This window comes from Vibrio sp. 1159 (genome assembly GCF_033340395.1).
GTDB classification, from domain to species: Bacteria; Pseudomonadota; Gammaproteobacteria; order Enterobacterales; family Vibrionaceae; genus Vibrio; species Vibrio alginolyticus.
Genome location: NZ_JAWOWL010000027.1, coordinates 1 through 21,820, shown reverse-complemented (window position 1 = coordinate 21,820; position 21,820 = coordinate 1). Strand labels below are relative to the sequence as shown.

At 44.4% G+C, this 21,820-nt stretch carries 18 protein-coding genes, 2 tRNA genes, 1 rRNA gene and 2 pseudogenes; 8 read left to right on the top strand and 15 right to left on the bottom strand.

Features of this window, described 5'->3' with window-relative positions:
* Positions 1-193: 193 nt before the first annotated feature.
* The gene (locus R7127_RS18720) at positions 194-1,099 is read right to left on the bottom strand and encodes a hydrogen peroxide-inducible genes activator (protein ID WP_005383681.1); all 906 of its coding nucleotides are present in this window, start codon (positions 1,097-1,099) and stop codon (positions 194-196) included.
* Positions 1,100-1,298: 199 nt separating this feature from the next.
* Here R7127_RS18720 and R7127_RS18715 point away from each other — a divergent pair, with 199 nt between their 5' ends.
* The 3 genes from R7127_RS18715 to ppk2 all read left to right on the top strand — a co-directional run bounded on the left by R7127_RS18715 (position 1,299) and on the right by ppk2 (position 3,784).
* Entirely contained in the window at positions 1,299-1,910 is a 612-nt protein-coding gene (locus R7127_RS18715; RefSeq protein ID WP_005381738.1) for a peroxiredoxin C, read from the top strand.
* Between the two features lie 283 nt (positions 1,911-2,193).
* Complete coding sequence (locus R7127_RS18710; RefSeq protein WP_132937069.1) at positions 2,194-2,937, top strand: copper homeostasis protein CutC; 744 nt, start codon at positions 2,194-2,196, stop codon at positions 2,935-2,937.
* A gap of 70 nt (positions 2,938-3,007) precedes the next feature.
* Positions 3,008-3,784 (top strand): polyphosphate kinase 2, encoded by a 777-nt coding sequence (ppk2, locus tag R7127_RS18705; protein ID WP_047102160.1) that lies wholly within the window; start codon positions 3,008-3,010, stop codon positions 3,782-3,784.
* Positions 3,785-3,846: 62 nt separating this feature from the next.
* On the opposite strand, the gene phoU is transcribed toward ppk2, so the two are convergent.
* The 5 genes and pseudogenes from phoU to R7127_RS18685 form a co-directional block, all read right to left on the bottom strand.
* Positions 3,847-4,545: a phosphate signaling complex protein PhoU gene (gene phoU / locus R7127_RS18700; protein ID WP_005381744.1), complete on the bottom strand. Its 699-nt coding sequence runs from the start codon at positions 4,543-4,545 to the stop codon at positions 3,847-3,849.
* A gap of 30 nt (positions 4,546-4,575) precedes the next feature.
* Complete coding sequence (gene pstB / locus R7127_RS18695; protein WP_005381745.1) at positions 4,576-5,394, bottom strand: phosphate ABC transporter ATP-binding protein PstB; 819 nt, start codon at positions 5,392-5,394, stop codon at positions 4,576-4,578.
* Positions 5,395-5,396: 2 nt separating this feature from the next.
* Positions 5,397-6,773: pseudogene (pstA, locus tag R7127_RS18690) on the bottom strand (phosphate ABC transporter permease PstA); the annotation flags it as partial.
* 65 nt (positions 6,774-6,838) lie between these two features.
* Positions 6,839-7,070: pseudogene (locus R7127_RS27080) on the bottom strand (phosphate ABC transporter, permease protein PstA); the annotation flags it as partial.
* Positions 7,071-7,100: 30 nt separating this feature from the next.
* Positions 7,101-9,305 carry an ABC transporter permease subunit gene (locus R7127_RS18685; RefSeq protein WP_318142061.1) on the bottom strand — a complete coding sequence of 735 codons (2,205 nt, stop codon included), beginning with the start codon at positions 9,303-9,305 and terminating at the stop codon, positions 7,101-7,103.
* Positions 9,306-9,512: 207 nt separating this feature from the next.
* Here R7127_RS18685 and ppk1 point away from each other — a divergent pair, with 207 nt between their 5' ends.
* Together ppk1 and ppx are read left to right on the top strand one after the other, a co-directional pair.
* On the top strand, positions 9,513-11,603 hold the full coding sequence (gene ppk1, locus R7127_RS18680) for a polyphosphate kinase 1 (RefSeq protein ID WP_005381748.1): 2,091 nt from the start codon (positions 9,513-9,515) through the stop codon (positions 11,601-11,603).
* Positions 11,587-13,092 carry an exopolyphosphatase gene (gene ppx, locus R7127_RS18675; RefSeq protein WP_064376917.1) on the top strand — a complete coding sequence of 502 codons (1,506 nt, stop codon included), beginning with the start codon at positions 11,587-11,589 and terminating at the stop codon, positions 13,090-13,092. The genes ppk1 and ppx overlap by 17 nt, the downstream gene beginning before the upstream one ends.
* 34 nt (positions 13,093-13,126) lie before the next feature.
* Here ppx and R7127_RS18670 read toward each other — a convergent pair whose 3' ends face one another.
* Genes R7127_RS18670 through phoB form a run of 3 tightly spaced genes read right to left on the bottom strand, consistent with a single transcriptional unit; the run spans position 13,127 to position 16,114 of the window.
* A complete protein-coding gene (locus R7127_RS18670; protein ID WP_064376918.1) occupies positions 13,127-14,086 on the bottom strand; it encodes a PstS family phosphate ABC transporter substrate-binding protein in 960 nt (319 codons plus the stop codon).
* Positions 14,086-15,384 carry a phosphate regulon sensor histidine kinase PhoR gene (gene phoR / locus R7127_RS18665; protein WP_172563366.1) on the bottom strand — a complete coding sequence of 433 codons (1,299 nt, stop codon included), beginning with the start codon at positions 15,382-15,384 and terminating at the stop codon, positions 14,086-14,088. Before phoR ends, R7127_RS18670 begins: the two co-directional genes overlap by 1 nt.
* Positions 15,385-15,424: 40 nt before the next feature.
* Positions 15,425-16,114 carry a phosphate regulon transcriptional regulator PhoB gene (gene phoB, locus R7127_RS18660; RefSeq protein WP_005381752.1) on the bottom strand — a complete coding sequence of 230 codons (690 nt, stop codon included), beginning with the start codon at positions 16,112-16,114 and terminating at the stop codon, positions 15,425-15,427.
* A gap of 224 nt (positions 16,115-16,338) precedes the next feature.
* On the opposite strand from phoB, the gene rdgC reads away from it, so the two are divergent.
* The 3 genes from rdgC (at position 16,339) to R7127_RS18645 (ending at position 19,076) form a co-directional block, all read left to right on the top strand.
* Complete coding sequence (gene rdgC, locus R7127_RS18655; RefSeq protein ID WP_064376920.1) at positions 16,339-17,253, top strand: recombination-associated protein RdgC; 915 nt, start codon at positions 16,339-16,341, stop codon at positions 17,251-17,253.
* Between the two features lie 165 nt (positions 17,254-17,418).
* Positions 17,419-18,819 (top strand): tRNA 5-hydroxyuridine modification protein YegQ, encoded by a 1,401-nt coding sequence (gene yegQ / locus R7127_RS18650; protein WP_064376921.1) that lies wholly within the window; start codon positions 17,419-17,421, stop codon positions 18,817-18,819.
* Positions 18,820-18,821: 2 nt separating this feature from the next.
* Positions 18,822-19,076 (top strand): YfhL family 4Fe-4S dicluster ferredoxin, encoded by a 255-nt coding sequence (locus R7127_RS18645; RefSeq protein WP_005381763.1) that lies wholly within the window; start codon positions 18,822-18,824, stop codon positions 19,074-19,076.
* A gap of 42 nt (positions 19,077-19,118) precedes the next feature.
* Here R7127_RS18645 and R7127_RS18640 read toward each other — a convergent pair whose 3' ends face one another.
* The 6 genes from R7127_RS18640 to rrf form a co-directional block, all read right to left on the bottom strand.
* Entirely contained in the window at positions 19,119-19,427 is a 309-nt protein-coding gene (locus R7127_RS18640; RefSeq protein WP_005381765.1) for a hypothetical protein, read from the bottom strand.
* 323 nt (positions 19,428-19,750) lie between these two features.
* Positions 19,751-20,587, bottom strand: coding sequence for a penicillin-insensitive murein endopeptidase (mepA, locus tag R7127_RS18635; protein WP_064376922.1), 837 nt, complete (start codon positions 20,585-20,587; stop codon positions 19,751-19,753).
* A gap of 12 nt (positions 20,588-20,599) precedes the next feature.
* On the bottom strand, positions 20,600-20,932 hold the full coding sequence (locus R7127_RS18630; RefSeq protein ID WP_005381768.1) for a DUF1904 domain-containing protein: 333 nt from the start codon (positions 20,930-20,932) through the stop codon (positions 20,600-20,602).
* Positions 20,933-21,428: 496 nt separating this feature from the next.
* Positions 21,429-21,505, bottom strand: a tRNA-Trp gene (locus R7127_RS18625).
* Positions 21,506-21,540: 35 nt separating this feature from the next.
* Positions 21,541-21,617 (bottom strand) — tRNA-Asp (locus R7127_RS18620).
* A 77-nt stretch (positions 21,618-21,694) separates the two neighbouring features.
* Positions 21,695-21,811: ribosomal RNA gene (rrf, locus tag R7127_RS18615) — 5S ribosomal RNA — on the bottom strand.
* Positions 21,812-21,820: the final 9 nt, after the last annotated feature.

Here is a 21,820-nt window from a genome sequence, read left to right as displayed (position 1 = left end):
GGTCAAACAAGACATGCAGGGCTTTGTGTAAAATTAACATTGTGAAATTTCACTATTTTATGAAAGCTTCATCAAAGAAGAGCTGTAAAATTTTACAAGTCAAAGTTTACCAGCAGAATAAAATACTAGAAAGCGCACTGTTTCCAGTGCGCTTTTAGATAAATAATGGAGAAGTAAGGGCTAATACTAATAGCTAAAGCAGCTCTGAAACGACTTCTGCAAGTTGATTAAATGTTTTCGTTCTTGACGAGCTCGGACGCCAAACTAAGCCGATTTCGCGATAAGCTTGTTTACCTGGAGGATCGATCACGACTAAATTCTGGTTATGCAGCAAGCCATGGTCGATAGCCATTTGAGGAATGAACGTTGTTCCCAAACCATTCGCAACCATTTGCACCAGTGTATGGAGGCTGGTTGCCGTAAACGGATTGATTTTTTCTTTGTCTGTTAATTTACACGCTGATACCGCATGTTCCGTTAAGCAATGTTCTTTCTCTAGTAGAAAGACGGATTCGTCAGGTAAATCCGCGTAACGAATCGGCACAGGGACCGATTGGGCTTGATTAGCGCTTATAACCATTCGAAACGGATCCTTACCCACTACTCGGCTTTCCATGCCATCAATTTCGACTGGTAACGCTAAAATAAGCACATCCAGCTCACCATGTCTGAGCGCTTGAAGTAAGTTTGTCGTCGTGTCTTCTCTTAATAAAAGATTCAGTTGTGGAAAACGGTAGTTCACCTCTTGTACCAAATCACACAGTAAAAACGGAGCAATTGTTGGTATACATCCTACTTTTAGCTGGCCTTGCATATCGTCGCCTTGGCACATACGTCCAAGCTCGACCAAATCTTGCCCTTTTGCTAACAGCTCTCGCCCCTGCTTTACTACCATTTCTCCTGTTTGGGTAAAAACCAGTGGACTTTTCTTGTCTTTCTTTTCATATAATGGACAGCCAATCAACTCCTCTAAGTTTTGAATACCCTTACTTAAAGTCGACTGACTGACAAAACAACGCTCTGCAGCGTCACTAAAATGTCTTGTTTCATGCAGTGTGACTAAATAGTGTAACTGCTTCAAACTGGGCCATTTATTCATAATTGTATTTGTATCTACCGCCGTTCCAGTGATCGAGTTAAGAGTTTTGTTATTATCGTTTTTTTCGATTAACTCAATCTATTTATTTCGCTTTTTTCAATACTACAATCTGTACTATAGTTTGTCTCGTACAAACACGAACCAAACCGACACAACTGAATTCGGTTTGGAGCTAACCATACTTTTTAGGAGCAAAAAAATGGTACTAGTAGGTCGTCAAGCCCCTGATTTTACTGCAGCAGCTGTTCTAGGTAACGGTGAAATCGTTGAAAACTTCAACTTTGCAGAGTTCACTAAAGGTAAGAAAGCAGTAGTATTCTTCTACCCACTAGATTTCACTTTCGTTTGCCCATCTGAGCTAATCGCATTCGACAACCGTCTAGCTGACTTCCAAGCTAAAGGTGTTGAAGTAATCGGTGTTTCTATCGATTCTCAGTTCTCTCACAACGCATGGCGTAACACTGCTATCGAAGATGGCGGTATCGGTCAAGTTAAGTACCCACTAGTTGCTGACGTTAAGCACGAAATCTGTAAAGCTTACGACGTTGAGCACCCAGAAGCAGGCGTTGCTTTCCGTGGTTCTTTCCTAATCGACGAAGAAGGCGTTGTACGTCACCAAGTAGTTAACGACCTACCACTAGGCCGTAACATCGACGAAATGCTACGCATGGTTGACGCTCTTAACTTCCACCAGAAGCACGGCGAAGTATGTCCTGCACAATGGGAAGAAGGTAAAGCAGGTATGGACGCATCTCCAAAAGGTGTTGCAGCGTTCCTATCTGAGCACGCAGCTGACCTAGGCAAAAAATAATAGACCTTCACCCTAGCTCAACGGGTGTGATGGTTGGATGTATATAAAGCAATAAGCTAATGCGGAAAACCGCAAACGCCAATCAGTCTAAGTAAAGTCCTATCAAAGCCCAGAGCCTCTGCTCTGGGCTTTCTTTTTCCTTCAGATAAACCGCCAAAATGAGGTAACGCTTTAGCGTAAACTTTACCTCTATTTATCATCCCCTCCATACAGATTCTGCTTACTGGCCCTGTTAATATCTTAGCCACAACACTTATTTGTAACGTTAGCAGGATAAATGAACGTGGTTACTCACCTAGAAGTCTGTATTGATAATATTGAATCTCTGCACTACGCCATTGCTGGCGGCGCCACTCGGATTGAACTTTGCTCCTCTTTGGCTTTAGGCGGACTAACACCCAGTTATGGCTTTATGCAGCAAGCGGCTAAGCTTTCTAGTGTTCCAGTTTATGCCATGATCCGCCCACGCCAAGGTGACTTCTTCTACAATGAAGAAGAGATCGAAATGATGCGTTGGGATATTGAAGCAGCTCACCAATCAGGCTTGAGCGGTGTCGTGTTCGGCGTGCTCACTCAAGACGGTGATATTCATATGCCTTACGCGGCTGCGCTGTGTGAATTTGCTCAAGCGCTTGGCTTAGGCGTGACCTTCCATCGTTCCTTTGACCAGTGTCGTGACGCTGAAAAAGCTTTGGAAGAAGTGATCAGCTTAGGTTGTGAACGTATTTTAACCTCCGGTCTTGCGCCTTCAGCACCGCAAGGGATCGATGTGCTTAGAGCTTTGGTTAAGCAAGCCCAAGGACGCATAGCAATCATGGCGGGTGCTGGCGTTAATGCGAGTAACGTACGTGCGTTAGTAGAAGACACTCAAGTTCCTGAAATCCATCTGTCAGGCAAAACCACACGCCCTAGCCAAATGACCTTTGTTGCTGAACAAAGCAAAATGGGCGCATCCGATGTCGATGATTTTTTAATCCCCATCACAAGTACACAAGCCATTACCGATGTCGTAGCAGCTCTCAAATAGACGACCGTAACCTCACGCGCATAGCTTTTGAGTGCTAACATATTGTTTATCAAGGAGTGAGGAAAGGTGTATGTCTAAATTGAAGAAAAAGGAATACGAAAAGGAGCTCAAAAACCTTCAAGTTGAGCTCGTAAAACTTCAAGAGTGGGTCAAACACAAAGGGTTAAAAGTGGTGGTTCTGTTTGAAGGCCGTGATGCTGCGGGCAAAGGCGGAGTGATAAAGCGAATTACAGAAAAGCTAAACCCGCGTGTTTGTCGCGTAGTAGCTCTGCCTGCACCGACAGAAAAAGAAAAAACGCAATGGTACTTCCAACGTTACGTCGCTCATTTACCATCTGCTGGTGAAATCGTTTTATTTGACCGAAGTTGGTATAACCGAGCAGGTGTCGAAAAAGTCATGGGGTTCTGTACTCCAGACGAATACGAGGAGTTTTTACGCTCTTGCCCTGAATTCGAGAGAATGTTGCAACGCTCTGGGATTATTCTGATTAAGTATTGGTTTTCGGTTTCAGACGAAGAGCAGGAAAAACGTTTTCTAGGTCGAATTAATACGCCGATCAAACGTTGGAAATTCAGCCCCATGGATTTGGAGTCACGTCATCGCTGGGCGGAGTATTCGGAAGCAAAAGATAAGATGTTTGCCTATACAGACACGAAAAGCTGCCCTTGGTGGGTCGTCCCTTCTGATGACAAAAAGAAAGCGCGCTTGAACTGTATCAGTCATTTACTAAGCCAGATTGATTACAAAGCACTTGAGTACTCACCCATCGAATTACCTGAACTCAATAAAGAAGGTTACGTCAGAGCGCCCATTGATGATCAGACCTTCGTTCCTGATAAATATTGACGTGCTTTCCTTCTCTCTAATAAATAGACCAGCCTAAAAGCTGGTCTATTTATTGAAGTCAGTTACTTCAGTACGTCATCAATACTTTGATCACCTAGATGGCGTACATCTTTCCCTTTCACGAAGTAAATAATGTATTCACAGATGTTCTGGCAGCGGTCACCCACGCGTTCAATCGCGCGTGCCGACCACATCACTTGCAGAATATTAGGGATATTTTTTGGATCTTCCATCATGTAAGTCATCAACTGACGAATCACCGCTTCATACTCGGCGTCTAGTTTGTCATCTTGTTTGTGCACCTCTGCTGCCGCTTCTACATCCATACGGGCAAACGCGTCTAAAACCTGATGCAGCATATTAATTGCCTGACGGCAGAGAGGCTCTAACGACACTTGGAATTGTCGTTCTTTTGATGATGGGCTTTCAATGGCAACGTAAGCAATGCGTGTCGCCACATCACCGATGCGTTCTAAATCCGTGATCGTTTTGATGATAGCCATGATTAAGCGCAAGTCTTTTGCCGTTGGCTGACGCTTAGCAATAATGCGTGTACAGGCGTCATCGATCGAGACTTCCATCGCATTCACTTTATGATCGTCACGCACAACCTTACGCGCCAGTTCGATGTCTTCTTTATGCAAGGCTTGAATAGCATACGAAAGCTGCTGCTCTACCAAGCCTCCCATGGTTAATACATGAGTACGAATCGATTCTAGCTCTACGTTAAATTGTCCTGAAATATGACGTCCAAAGTGCATGATGTTCCTTATTCCGTATAGAGTCGCGACTTAACCGTAGCGACCCGTAATGTAATCTTCGGTCTGTTTCTTCATTGGCGAAGTGAAGATCGAGTCCGCGTCAGAGTATTCAATTAACTTACCCATATGAATGAATGCAGTATGATCGCTCACTCTCGCCGCTTGTTGCATGTTATGGGTAACGATAACGACAGTATATTGAGTCTTCAGCTCATTGATAAGCTCTTCAATAGTTAAAGTTGAGATTGGATCCAACGCTGATGTTGGCTCGTCCAATAACAGGACTTCCGGCTCAATCGCCACCGCACGCGCAATGACCAAGCGCTGTTGCTGACCACCAGATAAACCAAATGCGTTCTCATGCAAGCGGTCTTTTACCTCATCCCACAACGCCGCCGAGCGCAAGGATCGCTCCACTGCGTCATCTAAACTGCGGCTGTTTTTTACACCTTGTAAGCGTAAGCCATAAACTACATTTTCATAAATAGACTTAGGAAATGGATTGGGTCTTTGAAACACCATCCCCACTCGGCGTCGAAGTGTCGCAACATCGACATTAGGATGATAAACATTCTTGCCATGGAGACGCACTTTGCCTGTGACTCGACACCCTTCCACTAAGTCGTTCATGCGATTGATGCAACGTAATAACGTCGACTTTCCACACCCTGAAGGACCGATAAAAGCGGTGACTCGCCCTTTGGGAATTCGCATCGAAATATCATGCAGCGCCTGAGTTTGACCATAGAACAGATTAAGGTTCTCGATTGAGATGGCTGTTTGTTCATCCGTTAAATTATGAACGTCCAATGGTGGCTCATAACCTAATGTACTATCAAAATTAAACATACTTAATCTTGTCCTAACGTTCTGTATTTTTCTCGTAAATTATTGCGAATACTGATTGCTGTTAAGTTTAGCCCGACAATCACTGTCACGAGTAAGAAAGAGGTAGCATAAACTAATGGTCGCGCCGCTTCGATGTTGGAGGTTTGAAAGCCAACATCGTAAATGTGAAAACCTAAATGCATGAACTTTCTATCCAAATGCACATAAGGGAATTGTCCGTCAACCGGTAAACTGGATGCCAATTTCACGACCCCCACCAGCATCAGTGGCGCTACTTCGCCAGCTGCACGTGCAATCGCAAGGATCAAACCTGTGATAATAGCTGGCGTCGCCATAGGTAAAACCACACGCCATAGTGTTTCGAACTGAGTTGCACCAAGCGCCAGAGAACCATGTCGTACTGAGCTCGGAATACGAGTTAAACCTTCTTCAGTAGTCACAATCACAACTGGAAGCGTCAGCACGGCAAGAGTTAGTGCAGACCATAACAAACCCGGCGTACCAAAGGTTGGTGCCGGTAGCTTCTCCGCATAGAATACGTTGTCGATAGAGGCACCAATCGTATAAACGAAGAAACCTAAACCAAACACGCCATAAACAATCGATGGAACACCCGCTAGGTTTATAACCGCAATACGAATAACTCTGGTTAGAGCGTTATTCTTAGCGTATTCATGTAGATAGATAGCGGCGATCACCCCGAGTGGCATCACAATGATCGACATGATGAGTACTAAGAAAACCGTACCAAATATCGCAGGGAACACGCCTCCTTCGGAGTTAGACTCTCTTGGATCTTCAGATAAAAACTTCCAAACCTGTTTTCCCCAATGCATGACTTTATCAGGCAGTGACATTTGGTTTGGATACCAGTAGTCCAAAATGTCTTCGAGCGGAATCGATACTTGTGACCCCGTCATATCCTCGACAATCAAGGCATAGTCAGAGAGCTGAAGTCGTAAACCATCAAGTTGCAAATCTAACGTCGCAAGCGCTTTTTCTATCTGCTCTTTTTTCGTCTGGTTTTCGTTTAAGAAGCTTTCTGTCAGCGTGTCATTCAATTCATGCTTGCGCTTTTCTAATCGCAACTGCTCTAGCTTCCAACCAAGCTCTTTAAGCTGATCGACCACCAAAGAATCAATCTCATGGCGCAGAGTTTCTGCATCATCAAGCTTTTTATTTAGTACCGATTGAATATCACTGGTGTATATATTATCACCATCTTGAAACGCCACCAGCTTACCAAAGAAATAACCACCGCTACTGCGCTCTATCACCGCCCACTCTTCTGGCGTCGTGGGCTCATCCAACTGCATTTGCAATACGGAGATAAAATCGGCGGGATACAACTCTCGGTTAGCGATTTTGATGTTGAGTCGCGTGGCAAAATCTTCATCGTCTTCTAACTGTTGTGCTGCGCTTTCAGGCAAATAACTCTTCGGTACAAAGCTGCGCTCATACACTTGACCAATCAGAATAGTATTTTCATGTAGCACTTCACCTTGTACAGGAGTCAGCGCTGCAACATTCCACTGATACAAGGGCGCTGGCCAAAAGTAAGTCAGGCCTTTCCAGCCGATAAGGAGTAACAACCCTAATACCGACAACAAACTGATGCTGACTGCACCGCCTGTTAGCCATATCCACGGTGCGCCAGAACGAATCCAATTTAACACGTTATTACTCGCTCTTTATTCAAACCATTGTTACAACGCACGGTACTTATCTCTCAGTCTCTGACGAACCCACTCCGCAAGCGCGTTTACTGCAAACGTAAACACAAACAAAATCAATGCAGCTAGGAATAGCAGGCGATAATGCGAACTTCCAACTTCCGACTCTGGCAACTCAACGGCGATGGTCGCCGACAGGCTGCGCAATCCTTCCAAAATATTCCAATCCATTAATGGCGTATTGCCCGTTGCCATTAACACAATCATGGTTTCGCCAACGGCGCGTCCCAGGCCCATCATAATGGCAGAAAAAATACCTGGGCTTGCAGTAAGCAAGACAACATAGATTAAAGTTTGCCAAGGCGTGGCCCCTAATGCCAAAGAGCCATCCGATAAATGCTTCGGTACAGAGAAAATGGCATCTTCGGCAATGGTAAAAATCGTCGGGATAACAGCAAACCCCATCGCTAGCCCCACCACCAATGCATTGCGTTGATCGTAACCAATACCATGCTCGGTTAAGAATAAGCGCATATCGCCACCAAAGAACGTCTGCTCAATCGTAGGCGAAATCCACACTCCAAGCCCAATCAGTACCAATATGACAGGCATGAGCACTAAAGCATGCCAACCATTAGGCAGACGATTCCGCAAAGGTTGCGGTATTAATGCCCATAGCCCGCCCATAATCATGGTGCTCAAGGGCAAAACAAACAGCATAACGACGATCGTAATCAGGTGATCTTCGACAATAGGCGCGAACCACAGCCCCGCGAGGAAACCAATGATCACCGTCGGCAGTGCTTCCATTAGCTCAATCGACGGTTTTACGACACGACGCATGCGTGGCGACATAAAGTAAGCCGTATAAATAGCACCTAGCACTGCGAGCGGTACTGAAAACAGCATCGCAAACATCGCCGCTTTTATCGTCCCAAACGCAATAGGTACTAGGCTGAACTTAGCCTCAAAGTTATCGCTCGCCGAAGTCGATTGCCACACAAATTCAGGCTCAGGATACCCTTCGTACCACACTTCTTGCCATAATGAGGACAATGAAATTTCTGGATAGGCATTGTCCACTTCCGCAACATTTAACGCATTATTTTGCCAAGTGATTAAGTAGCGTTCATTGTTAGACATTGCTGCGATTGCGGGCGCTTGATTGTACGCACGCTTAAACAACACCAGTTTTTCACTGGTTGTATAATGGCTTTGCAACGTGCCGTTGGTGTAAAAGCTATAAAATCCTTTTCGATGAGAATCCGGCAACAAATACTTAAGCTCTGATGCCAATTTAAAATCACGAATATGCGTTAACGTGCGTTTTTCTTCTTGCAGCGTATCAAACCATTGCGACACCCGACCATCGTTGTGCGTCACCAAAAGCGAGTAAGCACCAGCCAATAAGTCTATCGTACGAACGGAATGCTTCTTATCACCTTGAGTGAGATCGACCACCTCTCGCACAGCAAATTTACGTGCGGTTTTCTTTAACACGATCAACTCAGAGCCATCGCGCAAATAAAGCGTTTCACCGTCAGGTGTCAACAACATTTGCTGAGGCGTATTAAAGCCTGAAGAGAACGTAAAATCGATCGTTGTAGGAGACGTACCCAAAGACGAAGCCACTTGCCAGCGAGCTTTCACTTCACCGCTTTGCGTCTGCCAAACAACCGTTGGTAAGGGCGTCGAAGCTGCAAATACAAACTGAGTCACAGGATCTTGAGGCGTACTTAGTGTCAGATCCATGCTGGTGTCTAGCTCAATCACTTCCGGAGGACGTGTATTTTCTCTCAATGTGGCATTAAATTCTGGCTTGAAAAGGCTCGCTTTACCCTGCCCATCAACAAATCCATACCAACCTAGCCCAGGAGCAGATTGAGAGAAAGCGACGGGTTTCTGGACGATTTGCTGTTTATACACCGCAGGTTTCGTAGGATCGTCCATCGACAAATATTGAATCTCACCACTTTGGGTTAGGACGAACGCAAGCTGAGCGTAATCATCCACTGAAATCGCAAGTGGTGTTTCAATATGAGTGGCTCGAATGGCTTGGTTGGTTTTGATCTCCGCATCAGAAAAAAGCGGAATGATCACCATGGCGAGGTAGACAAAGATCAAAATAAGCGCCGCGAGTACGCCGACACCACCGGATGTCACTGCAAGTCGAACTAAACGATCTTTTATCAGTCGTTTCTTATCTTTTTCCTGCAATGAAAACTCGGCTTGTGCCATTTAAATCTCTACCTTTTTTGACTTAGTACTAGAATATGTCGTTAAGATGACAATTATATTACAGATCACATTAAACACCTGAAAAGAATACAACTCTTATGCAATGCGTGGTATGAAATAAATCTGTAATGAAAATCTCATAATGTTCTCACTCATCCATTTTTCCAAGATGAGTACGTATTACTTCACTTTTGGCTAGGTAAGGTTATGAGCGCAGAAAAACTATATATAGAAAAAGAGCTGAGTTGGTTGTCTTTCAACGAACGAGTATTACAAGAAGCTGCCGATAAAACCGTCCCTTTGATCGAACGTATTCGCTTTCTTGGGATCTTTTCCAACAATTTAGATGAATTTTACAAAGTACGCTTTGCGGACGTGAAGCGCAGAATCCTAATCAGCCAAGAGCGCGGTGGCAGTGATAGCCCTAAACGACTGTTAACCAAAATGCAGTCGAAAGCACTAAAGCTTAACGAACAATTTGATGAGCTTTACAGCGAATTGATTCGAGAAATGGCACGACGTCGCATTTTCTTGGTCAACGAACAACAACTGGATGAATCGCAACAAAAGTGGATCGCAAAATACTTCCGTAGAGAGGTAATGCCGCATATCACTCCCCTCCTAATGAAAGACGAGATCGATGTTCTGCAATTTCTCAAAGACGAGTACGCTTACATCGCCGTAGAACTGCGTAAAGAAGAACATTACCAGTACGCTCTGATCGAAATTCCGACCGATCACCTTCCCCGCTTTGTGATGGTACCAGAACAGAAAGGAAAGCGTCGAAAAACCATCATCTTACTTGATAATATTATCCGCCACTGTTTGGACGAGCTGTTCAAAGGCTTTTTTGATTATGATGAGCTTAGCGGCTATGCGATGAAAATGACGCGTGACGCTGAATACGATTTACGCAATGAAATCGAGTACAGCTTGCTTGAACAAATGTCAGAGGGTGTCAATCAGCGACTGACAGCAAAGCCCGTTCGCTTCGTCTACGAACGCGATATGCCGCCTCAAATGTTAGAGTTTCTGTGTAACAAACTTAATATCTCTAACTACGATAACCTTATCCCCGGCGGACGCTATCACAACTTTAAAGACTTCATCGGCTTTCCAAATGTTGGACGAGAATATCTTGAAAATAAACCTCTCCCGCCAATGAAATGTGCCGATTTCGAAGGTTATGCCAACAGCTTTGACGCGATTAAAGCGAAAGATATTCTGCTCTATTATCCCTACCACACTTTTGACCATATTAGTGAGTTAGTGCGCCAAGCCTCCTTCGATCCCAAAGTACTTAGTATCAAGATTAACATTTATCGCGTCGCGAAAGATTCTCGCTTGATGAACTCTTTAATTGATGCGGTGCACAACGGCAAAAATGTCACTGTGGTCGTCGAACTGCAAGCTCGCTTTGATGAAGAAGCCAATATCGAATGGTCAAAAGTATTAACCGAAGCGGGTGTGCACGTCATCTTTGGTGCGCCTGGTCTTAAGATTCACTCAAAGCTACTGATGATTAGCCGCCGCGAAGGTGAAGAAATTATTCGCTACGCACACATCGGCACAGGCAACTTCCATGAGAAGACGGCACGAATTTATACCGACTTCTCCCTGCTTACGGCAGATCAAGAAATCACTAATGAAGTCCGTAATGTCTTCGGTTACATTGAGAATCCATACCGACCAGTGAAGTTCAATCACCTTATGGTATCTCCTCGTAATTCTCGAACCCAAATCTACCGCTTAATTGATAATGAAATTGCGAATGCCAAGCTAGGGAAAAAAGCCGCTCTTACGATCAAGGTCAATAACCTAGTCGATAAAGGCATCGTCAATAAGCTTTATGGAGCAAGTACTTCCGGTGTAAAAATAAACATGATCATTCGAGGTATGTGCTCATTAGTACCGGGCATTGAGGGGATCAGCGACAATATTCGCATCATCAGTATTGTTGACCGCTTTCTTGAGCACCCTCGCGTGGTGATCACCCACAATGATGGCGATCCGCAAGTTTATATCTCCTCCGCAGACTGGATGACAAGAAATATTGATCACCGTATCGAGGTAGCAGTACCAGTCCGTGATCCACGTTTGAAACAGAGAATTATTGATATAACGAATATCCATTTTACCGATACAGTAAAGGCTCGTTTAATAGATAAAGAAATGAGTAACGCTTACGTACCACGAGGTAATCGCAAAAAAGTTCGCTCTCAAATCGCTATCTATGACTATCTTAAAAATATAGAAAAGCAAACTAGAAAACAAAATTCAGATGCCTCAAATACTTGAACAAGATACTCGCTACATTGCCGCGATAGACCTCGGCTCAAACAGTTTCCATATGGTGGTGGCCAAAGTTGTTGGCAGTGACCTACAACTGGTTAGTCGTCATAAACAACGTGTTCGCTTAGCATCAGGACTCGACAGTGAAATGAACTTAAGTCACGCCGCAATGGAGCGTGCGCTAGAATGCTTAGCCATGTTCGCTGAGAGGCTGCAAGGGCTTGATGAGTCAAATGTACGTATCGCCGCCACACACACACTAAGACGCGCTAAAAATGCCCACCTTTTCATCGAGCGTGCGAAAGAAGTGATGCCTTTCCCGATAGAAATTATCCCTGGAGAAGAAGAAGCCCGCCTGATTTACTTAGGCGTCGCGCACACTCAAGTAGAATCCAACTCCAAACTAGTCATCGATATCGGAGGCGGCAGTACCGAAATGATTATTGGACAAGAATTTGAGCCTGAGCTTCTCAACAGTAAACAGATGGGATGTGTCAGTTTTACAGAGCAATACTTTAAAAACGGCAAACTGTCAGGAAAAAACTTCAGCAAGGCGATGTTAGCTGCCGAACAAAAACTCGAGTCCATCGCTTCAACATATCGTAAAAAGGGCTGGGATATTGCCCTCGGCTCATCAGGAACCATCAAGGCGATTCAAGAAGTGCTAGTAGGATTAGGTTTTGAAGATGGCCTGATCACAGCGAGTCGACTGGATACACTTATCGAAACTCTGTGTAAATTTGATTCCATTGAAGATATTGAGCTGGCGGGTCTAACAGAAGAACGTAAACCCGTATTCGCAGCAGGCGTAGCGATTTTGTCCGCGATTTTCAAAGCGCTTCGCATTGAGCAAATGTTTTTCTCCGATGGTGCTCTACGCGAAGGCCTGTTGTACGAAATGGAAGAACGTTTCGCACGCTCCGATATTCGCATGCGCACCACAGAAAATTTAGCCAACAAGCACCGAGTCGACTTAGAGCATGCCGCTCGTGTTAAGGGGCATGCACGTGAGATGTTATGTCAGGTACGCTCTGAACTAGGCATTAAGAAAAAGAGTGAGTTATTTGACTTACTAGAATGGGCAGCGTTGCTTCATGAAGTCGGATTAAGTATCAACTTGCGTAGTTTCCATCGCCACTCTTTTTATATTCTGTTGCACTCCACCCTACAAGGTTTCAACCGTGAGCAGCAATTAGTGCTTGCAACATTAGCTCGCTTCCAGCGTAAAGCGCTCAAATTGCAAGAACTACCAGATTTCAACCTCTATAAACAGAGTGACGTTATAAGCCTCATCAAAATATTACGACTTTCTATCGTATTAAATGGGCAGCGTAATGAAGATCCATTGCCTGATATCACCTTATCTATCAAAAATGACGAATGGATTCTCACATGCACAGATGAAGCATGGCTAGAAAACAATAAATTACTTCACGCGGATTTACAGGAAGAACAAGAACGTTGGGACAGCGCGAAGTGGACACTCACTTTCTGATCTCGTACTCTTCATACCTAAATAAAAAGTCGGCTTACAGGCCGACTTTTTTTAACTCTTCTTCTGCAAAGTCTGCCGTAATGGGCACATAACCATCTTTCTCAACCAACGCTTGTCCCTGAGCAGAAAAGATAAAGCGAATAAACTCAGCTTCAATTGGTGTTAATGGGTAATCAGGGTGCTTATTCACGTAAACATATAAGTAACGTGATAGTGGGTACTTACCACTAACAATATGTTCTCGCGTTGGAGTCACGTAGTCATTTCCCATTTTAGCCACAGGGACTAAGCGCACGCCTGCCACTCGATAACCGACACCGGAATAACCAATTCCACTGATGGTTGACGCTACAGCTTGCACAACTGACGCGGAGCCTGGCTGCTCGTTAACTCGAGTCTTGAAATCGCCGCCACACAATGCATTACTTTTGAAGTAACCATAAGTTCCAGAAACGGAGTTACGACCAAACAACTGGACGTTTCGCTTTGCCCACTGTGATTCAAGACCGAGTTGCTGCCAGTTTGTTACAAATTGACTTTCACCACAGCGTAGCGTGGCAGAAAACAAAGCATCTAATTGACTAAAGTTAAGCCCTTGAATTGGATTATCTTGATGAACAAAAATACCGATTGCATCGATGGCTACCCTAAGCGCCGTTGGCTTGTAGCCATGTTCACGTTCAAACGCTTCAACCTCTCTTAAACGCATAGGGCGGCTCATGGGACCAAACTGAGCTGTTTGTTCAGTCAATGCTGGAGGGGCAGTAGAAGAGCCAGACGCTTGGACTTGCGCATTAATATTCGGGTAAATGGATTTAAACTCTTCAACCCAAAGCGTTGTCATACCCGCAAGTGTATCGGAGCCAACAGAGAGCAAGTTCCCGACAATCCCCGTCGTTTTATGATAAGTCGGCAATGGTTTATCTTGAGCGCCAGCCATACAGGAACAAACAAGCGCGAATAAACTGAATGTTTTTGCCAATCGTAAAGCCATTATTTCACCACCAAACGCTCAGGCAATACGAAAGAAAACTTACTACCCACGCCTACTTCACTGTGAATTTCTAAATGAGAGTCATGGTGACTCAGCGCGTGTTTTACAATGGCAAGCCCTAAACCACTTCCACCAGTATCACGTGATCTTGCTTTATCCACTCGATAAAAGCGCTCGGTAAGTCGGTGTAGGTGCTGAGGTTCAATACCATCACCACTATCTTCCACCTCTAAGCATGCGCCTTGAGAGGTCTGGAACCAACGAACATTAATGTTCGCACCAGGTGGTGTGTATTTGACGGCATTATAAACGAGGTTAGAGATAGCACTACGTAACTGGTCATCATCGCCCAGCACGCGTAGGCTAGCATCAACATCAAATTTCAATTGATGTTGGTTGTCCCCACTAAGGCTAACCGCCTCTTTTTCTAACACTTCAAGCATCGCGGGCACATTCACGACTTCCTCAAGCTCATGCATAGGTGCCGCTTCAATTTTAGATAGTGTCAGTAGTTGGTTCACCAAACTGTTCATGCGGTTAAGCTGCTCCGTCATGACACCATGAGCTTTGCTCCACATTGGACCCACGACCATATCAGGGTCTTCAGTCATCTCCAAATAACCTTGTAGCACCGTCATTGGTGTACGCAGTTCATGAGATACGTTGGCAAAGAAGTTGCGACGCATTCCCTCAAGTTGTTTTAATTGGCTCACATCACGCACTACCATCAAGTGCTCACCCTCGGTATACGGTACGATACGCAATTCCAGCATGCGTTCGACGTTGAGTGGTGAACGCATTTCTAATGGCTCTGAGAAGTCTTTCTTGTTGAGGTACTTGATAAAATCAGGTGTACGAATGAGATTGGAGATAGGTTGACCTGAATCTTCTGGCCAATGGAAGCCCAGTAAGTGCTGAGCCAGCTTGTTGCACCAAACAATATTTCCTTCAGCACGGAATACCACTACCGCATCGGGTAGCGATTCTGCACCATTTCGGAATCGACGAATAAGATTAGTAAGTTCTTTTCGTTTGCGGCGTTGGCGCTGTTGTAAGCGATACAACCCATTGAACAAAGATTCCCAGTTACCGCTACCTGACGGTGGCGTGAGGCGTTTTTCATCCCATAACCAAGAAGATAAACGTACTTGGTTATGCAAATGCCACACAAGCTGCAATGCCGTAGCAGCCAAAAGCAACCACGGCATATAACCGAATATCCAACCTACTATCACCCATGGGGTGTAAAAAAAAGCCAGCTCCCAAGCCAGCTTTTTCCACGTTAATCTTTCAACCACTCATAACTCCAGAAATGGTACCGATAAGCTGCGTGTTCATTTATGCCTTCGTCGAGAAGCGGTATCCAGCACCACGAACAGTTTGGATCAGCTTATCATGCCCTGCAGCTTCCAATGCTTTACGCAGGCGGCGAATGTGAACATCGACCGTACGGTCTTCGACATACACGTTAGTGCCCCAAACATTGTTTAATAGCTGCTCACGGCTGTATACGCGTTCTTGATGCGTCATGAAAAAATGAAGCATCTTAAATTCTGTTGGACCCATGTCTAATGGCGCATCATTAGCCGTAACACGGTGCGATACAGGGTCAAGCTTCAATCCCTGTACATCAATTACATCTTCTAGTGCAGTCGGGGTAACGCGACGAATCACCGCTTTTAAGCGTGCAACCAACTCTTTAGGAGAGAATGGCTTGGTAATGTAGTCATCCGCACCGACTTCTAAACCGCGCACTTTATCTTCTTCTTCACCACGAGCGGTAAGCATCACAACTGGAATGTTGCGCGTTAATTCCTCTCGCTTCATATGTTTGATGAAGTTAATGCCACTACCGCCTGGTAACATCCAATCCAGTAAAACTAAATCAGGGAAGGGTTCAGCCAGTTTGGTTACTGCAGTATCGTAATCTTCCGCTTCTACCGCTTGGTAACCTTTCTGCTCAAGTACGAAGCACAGCATTTCGCGAATAGGAGCTTCGTCTTCAACAACCAGAATCCTTCTAGACATAATTGAGTAACCTTATGTTCGTTGAGCTAATGAATTTAAGAGACAAAGCGCCTCTCTTTGCATAAGCATTATCACTACCAATTATGACACTTTTGTGACCTTTGAAAACAAATTTTCATATAACTTTCTTTTGAGGTTCATTCGGATATTTTTCATTTCTATTAAGACATCAGCACAAAAATTCCCTATGATTAGTCCCTTGTCATCAAGCCTAGAGAAGATTTATGTGGTTTAAAAACTGTCTGGTATACCGCGTTAACCGCGAGGTTACTTTTAACGCCGAACAACTAGAAACTCAGCTGTCTGAATTCCGATTCACCCCGTGTGGCAGTCAAGACAAACAGAAATTTGGCTGGGTCAGTGCAATGGGTAGACATGGCGATATGATGACTCACGTGTCAGAAAACCGCATTCTGATTTGCGCCAAGAAAGAAGAGAAAATGCTACCTACCTCTGTGATCAAAGAATCATTGAATGCAAAAGTAGAAGCAATGGAAGCGCAAGAAGGTCGTCCTCTGAAGAAGAAAGAGAAAGACAATCTGAAAGATGACATCGTAATGGATTTACTGCCGCGCGCATTCAGCCGCAGCAGCCACACTCACGTGCTCATCATGCCAAAAGAAGGTTTTATCCTTGTTGATGCAAGCAGCTATAAAAAAGCAGAAGATGTATTAGCATTGCTTCGTAAAACCATGGGTAGTCTACCTGTTGTTCCTGCTATTCCAGAAGTGGCGATTGAAACTACGCTAACCGAGTGGGTGAAAAGCGGTGACACACCTCAAGGTATCAGCATAATGGACGAAGCTGAGCTAAAATCCGTACTTGAAGAAGGTGGTGTGATTCGCTGTAAGAAGCAAGAGCTAACCACTGATGAAATCCGCAACCACATCGCTGCGGATAAAGTCGTGACGAAACTTGCGCTTAATTGGCAAGATCGTATTGAGTTCATTATGACGGAAGATGCGGGCATCAAACGTCTAAAATTCTCTGATGAATTGAAAGATCAAAACGATGATATTCCACGTGAAGATCAAGCAGCTCGATTTGATGCAGACTTCTCTCTAATGTGTGGAGAGTTCAGTGCTTTCCTTCCCAACCTATACGACGCGCTAGGCGGCTTACCGAATCCTAACGCATAATATTGTATAAAGGTTAACCATAACGCCCTCACTTTTTTTGAGGGTGTTTTTCTATCTGAAGCACAATTACCCTAGTCACAGTTCACATTTTGACGTAAAATTTGCGCCCCATTTCCATTAGGTGGAATTGGCCTGACTTGTGATCAGATAAAAGAGAATTGAGCAATGACAACTGAGAAAGCATTCGTGCCTGAGCTACTATCTCCAGCGGGCAGCCTGAAAAACATGCGTTACGCATTCGCCTACGGGGCAGATGCAGTTTACGCTGGCCAACCTCGCTACAGCCTTCGCGTACGTAACAACGAGTTTAACCACGAGAACCTAAAAATCGGTATCGATGAAGCCCACACCCTAGGCAAAAAGCTTTATGTGGTATGTAACATTCAACCACACAACTCGAAGCTAAAAACGTTCATCCGTGATCTTAAGCCAATCGTAGAGATGGGTCCTGACGCATTGATCATGTCAGATCCAGGCCTAATTATGATGGTTCGTGAAGCTTTCCCAGAAATGCCAATTCACCTTTCTGTACAAGCAAACGCTGTAAACTGGGCGACCGTTAAGTTCTGGGCAGCGAATGGCGTGGAACGTGTGATCGTTTCTCGCGAGCTGTCTCTAGAAGAAATCGAAGAAATTCGTGAGCATTGCCCTGAAACTGAGCTTGAAGTATTCGTTCACGGTGCATTATGCATGGCTTACTCAGGTCGTTGCCTACTTTCTGGCTATATCAACAAACGTGACCCTAACCAAGGCACTTGCACTAACGCATGCCGCTGGGAATACAAAGTTGAAGAGGGTAAAGAAAACGACGCTGGTGATATCGTAGAGAAATTCGACCCGACTGAAGCACAGCCTGTCGAAGTACAAGACGAGCGCCCTGAAACCACAATTGGTCGCGGCAAACCAACAGATGAAGTAGTTCTGCTTTCTGAAGCGCACCGTCCAGAAGAAAAAATGGCGGCTTACGAAGATGAGCATGGTACTTACATCATGAACTCTAAAGACCTACGAGCGGTTCAGCACGTTGAACGCTTAACTAAGATGGGTGTTCACTCATTGAAAATTGAAGGTCGTACTAAATCGTTCTACTACTGCGCACGTACCGCTCAAGTTTATCGTAAAGCAATTGATGATGCTGTAGCAGGTCGACCATTCGATGAAAGCCTAATGGGTACACTAGAAAGCCTAGCTCACCGTGGCTACACTGAAGGCTTCCTACGCCGTCATACACACGATACTTACCAAAACTACGATTACGGTTACTCAGTCTCTGATGCTCAACAGTTTGTTGGTGAATTCACTGGCAAACGTCGTGGTGACATGGCTGAAGTAGAAGTAAAAAATAAGTTTCTTGTCGGTGATAGCCTTGAGCTAATGACGCCAAAAGGCAATATTGTTTTCACGCTAGAGGCAATGGAAAACCGCAAATCAGAGTCTATTGAAGACGCGAAAGGAAACGGTCACTTTGTATTCATTCCAGTACCAGCAGAGCTAGATTTAGAATATGGCCTATTAATGCGTAATCTAAACTCAGGGCAGGACACCCGTAACCCGACTGGTAAGTAACCATGGCCTTGCTCATTACTGATAAATGCATTAACTGCGACATGTGTGATCCCGAATGCCCCAATGGGGCAATCAGTATGGGAGAGAGCATTTTCGAAATTGATCCAGCGCTATGTACAGAGTGTAAGGGGCATTACGAAAAGCCGACCTGTCAGTCAGTGTGTCCAATTACAAAATGCATAATCACTGATCCGAACCATGTCGAAACTGAAGAGCAGTTGCTTGAAAAATTCGTGATTATTCAAGGGTTAGCATAAGAGCAATTAGGTTCAACTTTGACATCAAAGTTGAACCTTTTCTCAACCTGATTTTTCAATAGGGATAATATTGCAGAATAGCTCTTTTTCAAAATGATACTCTAGTCTCTCACGCCAATTTTCCGCTTGAGAAACAGGTATTAAATAAAAGTTTTCTCGGCTCGTATCAGTAACGAAAGCCATTCCATATTGCATCAGCTCATAATGCACATCATTAACAAAACCCGGATCAAGGCGTTGACGCCCAGTCAGGTGATTCACATCCTCTCGAGTCAAAGAGACTCCTTTAGTATCACTGCTAAATCTGTGTCTTAACCACTCTGCAAATTCTTTTGCACAAATCATAGTCATGGTTTTGTCCTTGATTTACTCTTCTAACAGGAAAAGGGCATATCCCTGCCTTACACACTTGTCTGCGTTGTTATCGCTTTTTAGCCAACTGACAGACATATTGCTAAGAAACCAGAGTATCGCGACGAAAGATCTTTTTCTAAACAGAGAAGTTACAACTTCCCCATACTACAACTCTTTGTTTAATTTAGATTTCTATAATATGTCCCCAAAACTAATTGGGTTAGTTTTTGTATTGGTACTATTCAATGTAGACAAAAGTATGATGTTTCTCCAGTTTCATAAAAGAGATCACCAAGTACAGATAAACCTGAAGAGTAACACTAATTAGGATTGATAAGCGGCAAGCATTGAGGTGGAACGACTTTTTTTCGTTTGGGCTTAGAGGTTGTTTTTACCCGTGGAGGGATATCAATAGGTTTCGCTTTCGGGGCCCAACTTGCAAGCTCAGCACCGCAGCCATCGCCTACTGGAGGTGGTGATTGATCAACACAATAGTCGCTCGAATCAGGACAAGACAACCTGACGTGAAAGTGGTAATGATGCCCCCACCATGGACGCACTTTACGTAACCAAGAACGATCTTTGCCGTTTTCTTGCAAGCAAAGTTGCTCCTTAATAACAGGATGTACAAAAATTCGTGCAACATCCTTACTTTTTGAAGCGTACCGAATTAGTTTAAAGTGTCGTTCTTCCCAGCGATGATTAAGTATGGAATAACCTTTTAAATCCACCACACTCATGGGCTTAGGAAGTTGTAATTCGTTATAAGAAAGCGGTTGGTCAGCAAGTCTTAACCAAATATCGATATCTAACCCGGTTTGATGACTAGAATGACCAGAGGAGAACCTTCCACCTCTAGGTAAAGACAAATCACCAATCAGCAGAGTGGTGTTGAGATTTTGGTGAGCTTTAAGCGCCAGATTTTCAATAAACTCTATCGTTTTAGGGTGCCCATAGTAGCGCTTCGTTTTACTACGTAAGACTTGATAACCAACGCCATCGAGAGGCAAGGGTAATGCACCATCTAAACAACCGTTAGCATAACTACCAATAGAGGAGGAAGAGTTTCGGGTAGGATTAACCGCAGACTCCCAAGGAGTAGAACATACTGAAGCTGAGAAACATAAACCCAAAGTTACAATGAAACTCTGCCTCATAGCCTTTAACCTTTAGTAGTGTTCGCCATTATCGTAATAAGCTTTAGGAGATAAGGCGGAAAAGATAACTGCAACATCAATATCGGCACCAGCGATACCGCGCACTTGTTGCGTAATAAGCTTGGCAACTTCATCTTGCACTTCCTGACCACGGTCGAACCAAAGCACTTCGACAAAAGGATATGCAGCACTCACCTCACCCTCATTGAAAAACGTAGTGTAGATATACTCAAAAGTAAAATCCTCACGCGGACAGTCCATTAGAGGCTGAAGTTCATCCGTAAGGGGTTTTGATAATGCCTGAACAGCTTGTGGCTCTACAGCACGGAATCGAAAATGTGGCATAAACTTACTTCCTAATTATTAGCATTAATGCATGATGATAACAGGAACCAAGTCAGTAATCATCCAAGTCAATGTAACCAGTAACTTTTCAATAAATTGTGAATCAGATGTGCTCGATAACGAAGAAAAAGTGTTATGAAATTCGAAGGTAAACCAGAAAGAACAAAGCGATACATCAACATTTAGTAATTACATTACTAGAAAATAAATCTACCTGAAGCAAAGGTATGCCATATTCGCTGGATAAACATACACCTGACATCGGAACTATACGTTAGAAATAAAAGACATATTCGTTAGAAATAAAAGAGCCCCTGACCTAAGCCAGAGCTTATGAACATGGGGGATAGGTGAAGTGGACCAATATCCCGGAGATATGAGCTTTCAATCCCCCGATACTTTGGTATCAGAGGAGTCGACAACTCTTCCAACTAGTCAGCTTCTCTTTTCTTCAGATGCAAAAAAGCCCCAGCATTACTGCTGAGGCTTCAGAGTATGGCAGGGGTGGAGAGATTCGAACTCCCAACACGCGGATTTGGAATCCGCTGCTCTGCCAATTGGAGCTACACCCCTGTAATTCGTGTTTATTGAGACGACCCTCAAATAAGTGGCGGAGTGGACGGGACTCGAACCCGCGACCCCCGGCGTGACAGGCCGGTATTCTAACCAACTGAACTACCACTCCGCAGTGGTATCACTCGCTTTAATAAGCAAGTGTCCGCTTTTGTCTTCACTTTTCGAAAAAGTGAAAATAAAACTAAAGCCTGGCGATGTCCTACTCTCACATGGGGAAGCCCCACACTACCATCGGCGCTATTTCGTTTCACTTCTGAGTTCGGCATGGAAATCAGGTGGGTCCAAAACGCTATGGTCGCCAAGCAAATTCTT

Bases quoted from the DNA above. Each gene is read 5' to 3' on its own strand.
- R7127_RS18720 (WP_005383681.1), bottom strand. From the start codon at position 1,099: ATGAATAAATGGCCCAGTTTGAAGCAGTTACACTATTTAGTCACACTG.
- R7127_RS18715 (WP_005381738.1), top strand. From the start codon at position 1,299: ATGGTACTAGTAGGTCGTCAAGCCCCTGATTTTACTGCAGCAGCTGTT.
- ppk2 (WP_047102160.1), top strand. From the start codon at position 3,008: ATGTCTAAATTGAAGAAAAAGGAATACGAAAAGGAGCTCAAAAACCTT.
- phoU (WP_005381744.1), bottom strand. From the start codon at position 4,545: ATGCACTTTGGACGTCATATTTCAGGACAATTTAACGTAGAGCTAGAA.
- pstB (WP_005381745.1), bottom strand. From the start codon at position 5,394: ATGTTTAATTTTGATAGTACATTAGGTTATGAGCCACCATTGGACGTT.
- R7127_RS18685 (WP_318142061.1), bottom strand. From the start codon at position 9,305: ATGGCACAAGCCGAGTTTTCATTGCAGGAAAAAGATAAGAAACGACTG.
- ppk1 (WP_005381748.1), top strand. From the start codon at position 9,513: ATGAGCGCAGAAAAACTATATATAGAAAAAGAGCTGAGTTGGTTGTCT.
- ppx (WP_064376917.1), top strand. From the start codon at position 11,587: ATGCCTCAAATACTTGAACAAGATACTCGCTACATTGCCGCGATAGAC.
- R7127_RS18670 (WP_064376918.1), bottom strand. From the start codon at position 14,086: ATGGCTTTACGATTGGCAAAAACATTCAGTTTATTCGCGCTTGTTTGT.
- phoB (WP_005381752.1), bottom strand. From the start codon at position 16,114: ATGTCTAGAAGGATTCTGGTTGTTGAAGACGAAGCTCCTATTCGCGAA.
- rdgC (WP_064376920.1), top strand. From the start codon at position 16,339: ATGTGGTTTAAAAACTGTCTGGTATACCGCGTTAACCGCGAGGTTACT.
- yegQ (WP_064376921.1), top strand. From the start codon at position 17,419: ATGACAACTGAGAAAGCATTCGTGCCTGAGCTACTATCTCCAGCGGGC.
- R7127_RS18645 (WP_005381763.1), top strand. From the start codon at position 18,822: ATGGCCTTGCTCATTACTGATAAATGCATTAACTGCGACATGTGTGAT.
- R7127_RS18640 (WP_005381765.1), bottom strand. From the start codon at position 19,427: ATGACTATGATTTGTGCAAAAGAATTTGCAGAGTGGTTAAGACACAGA.
- mepA (WP_064376922.1), bottom strand. From the start codon at position 20,587: ATGAGGCAGAGTTTCATTGTAACTTTGGGTTTATGTTTCTCAGCTTCA.
- R7127_RS18630 (WP_005381768.1), bottom strand. From the start codon at position 20,932: ATGCCACATTTTCGATTCCGTGCTGTAGAGCCACAAGCTGTTCAGGCA.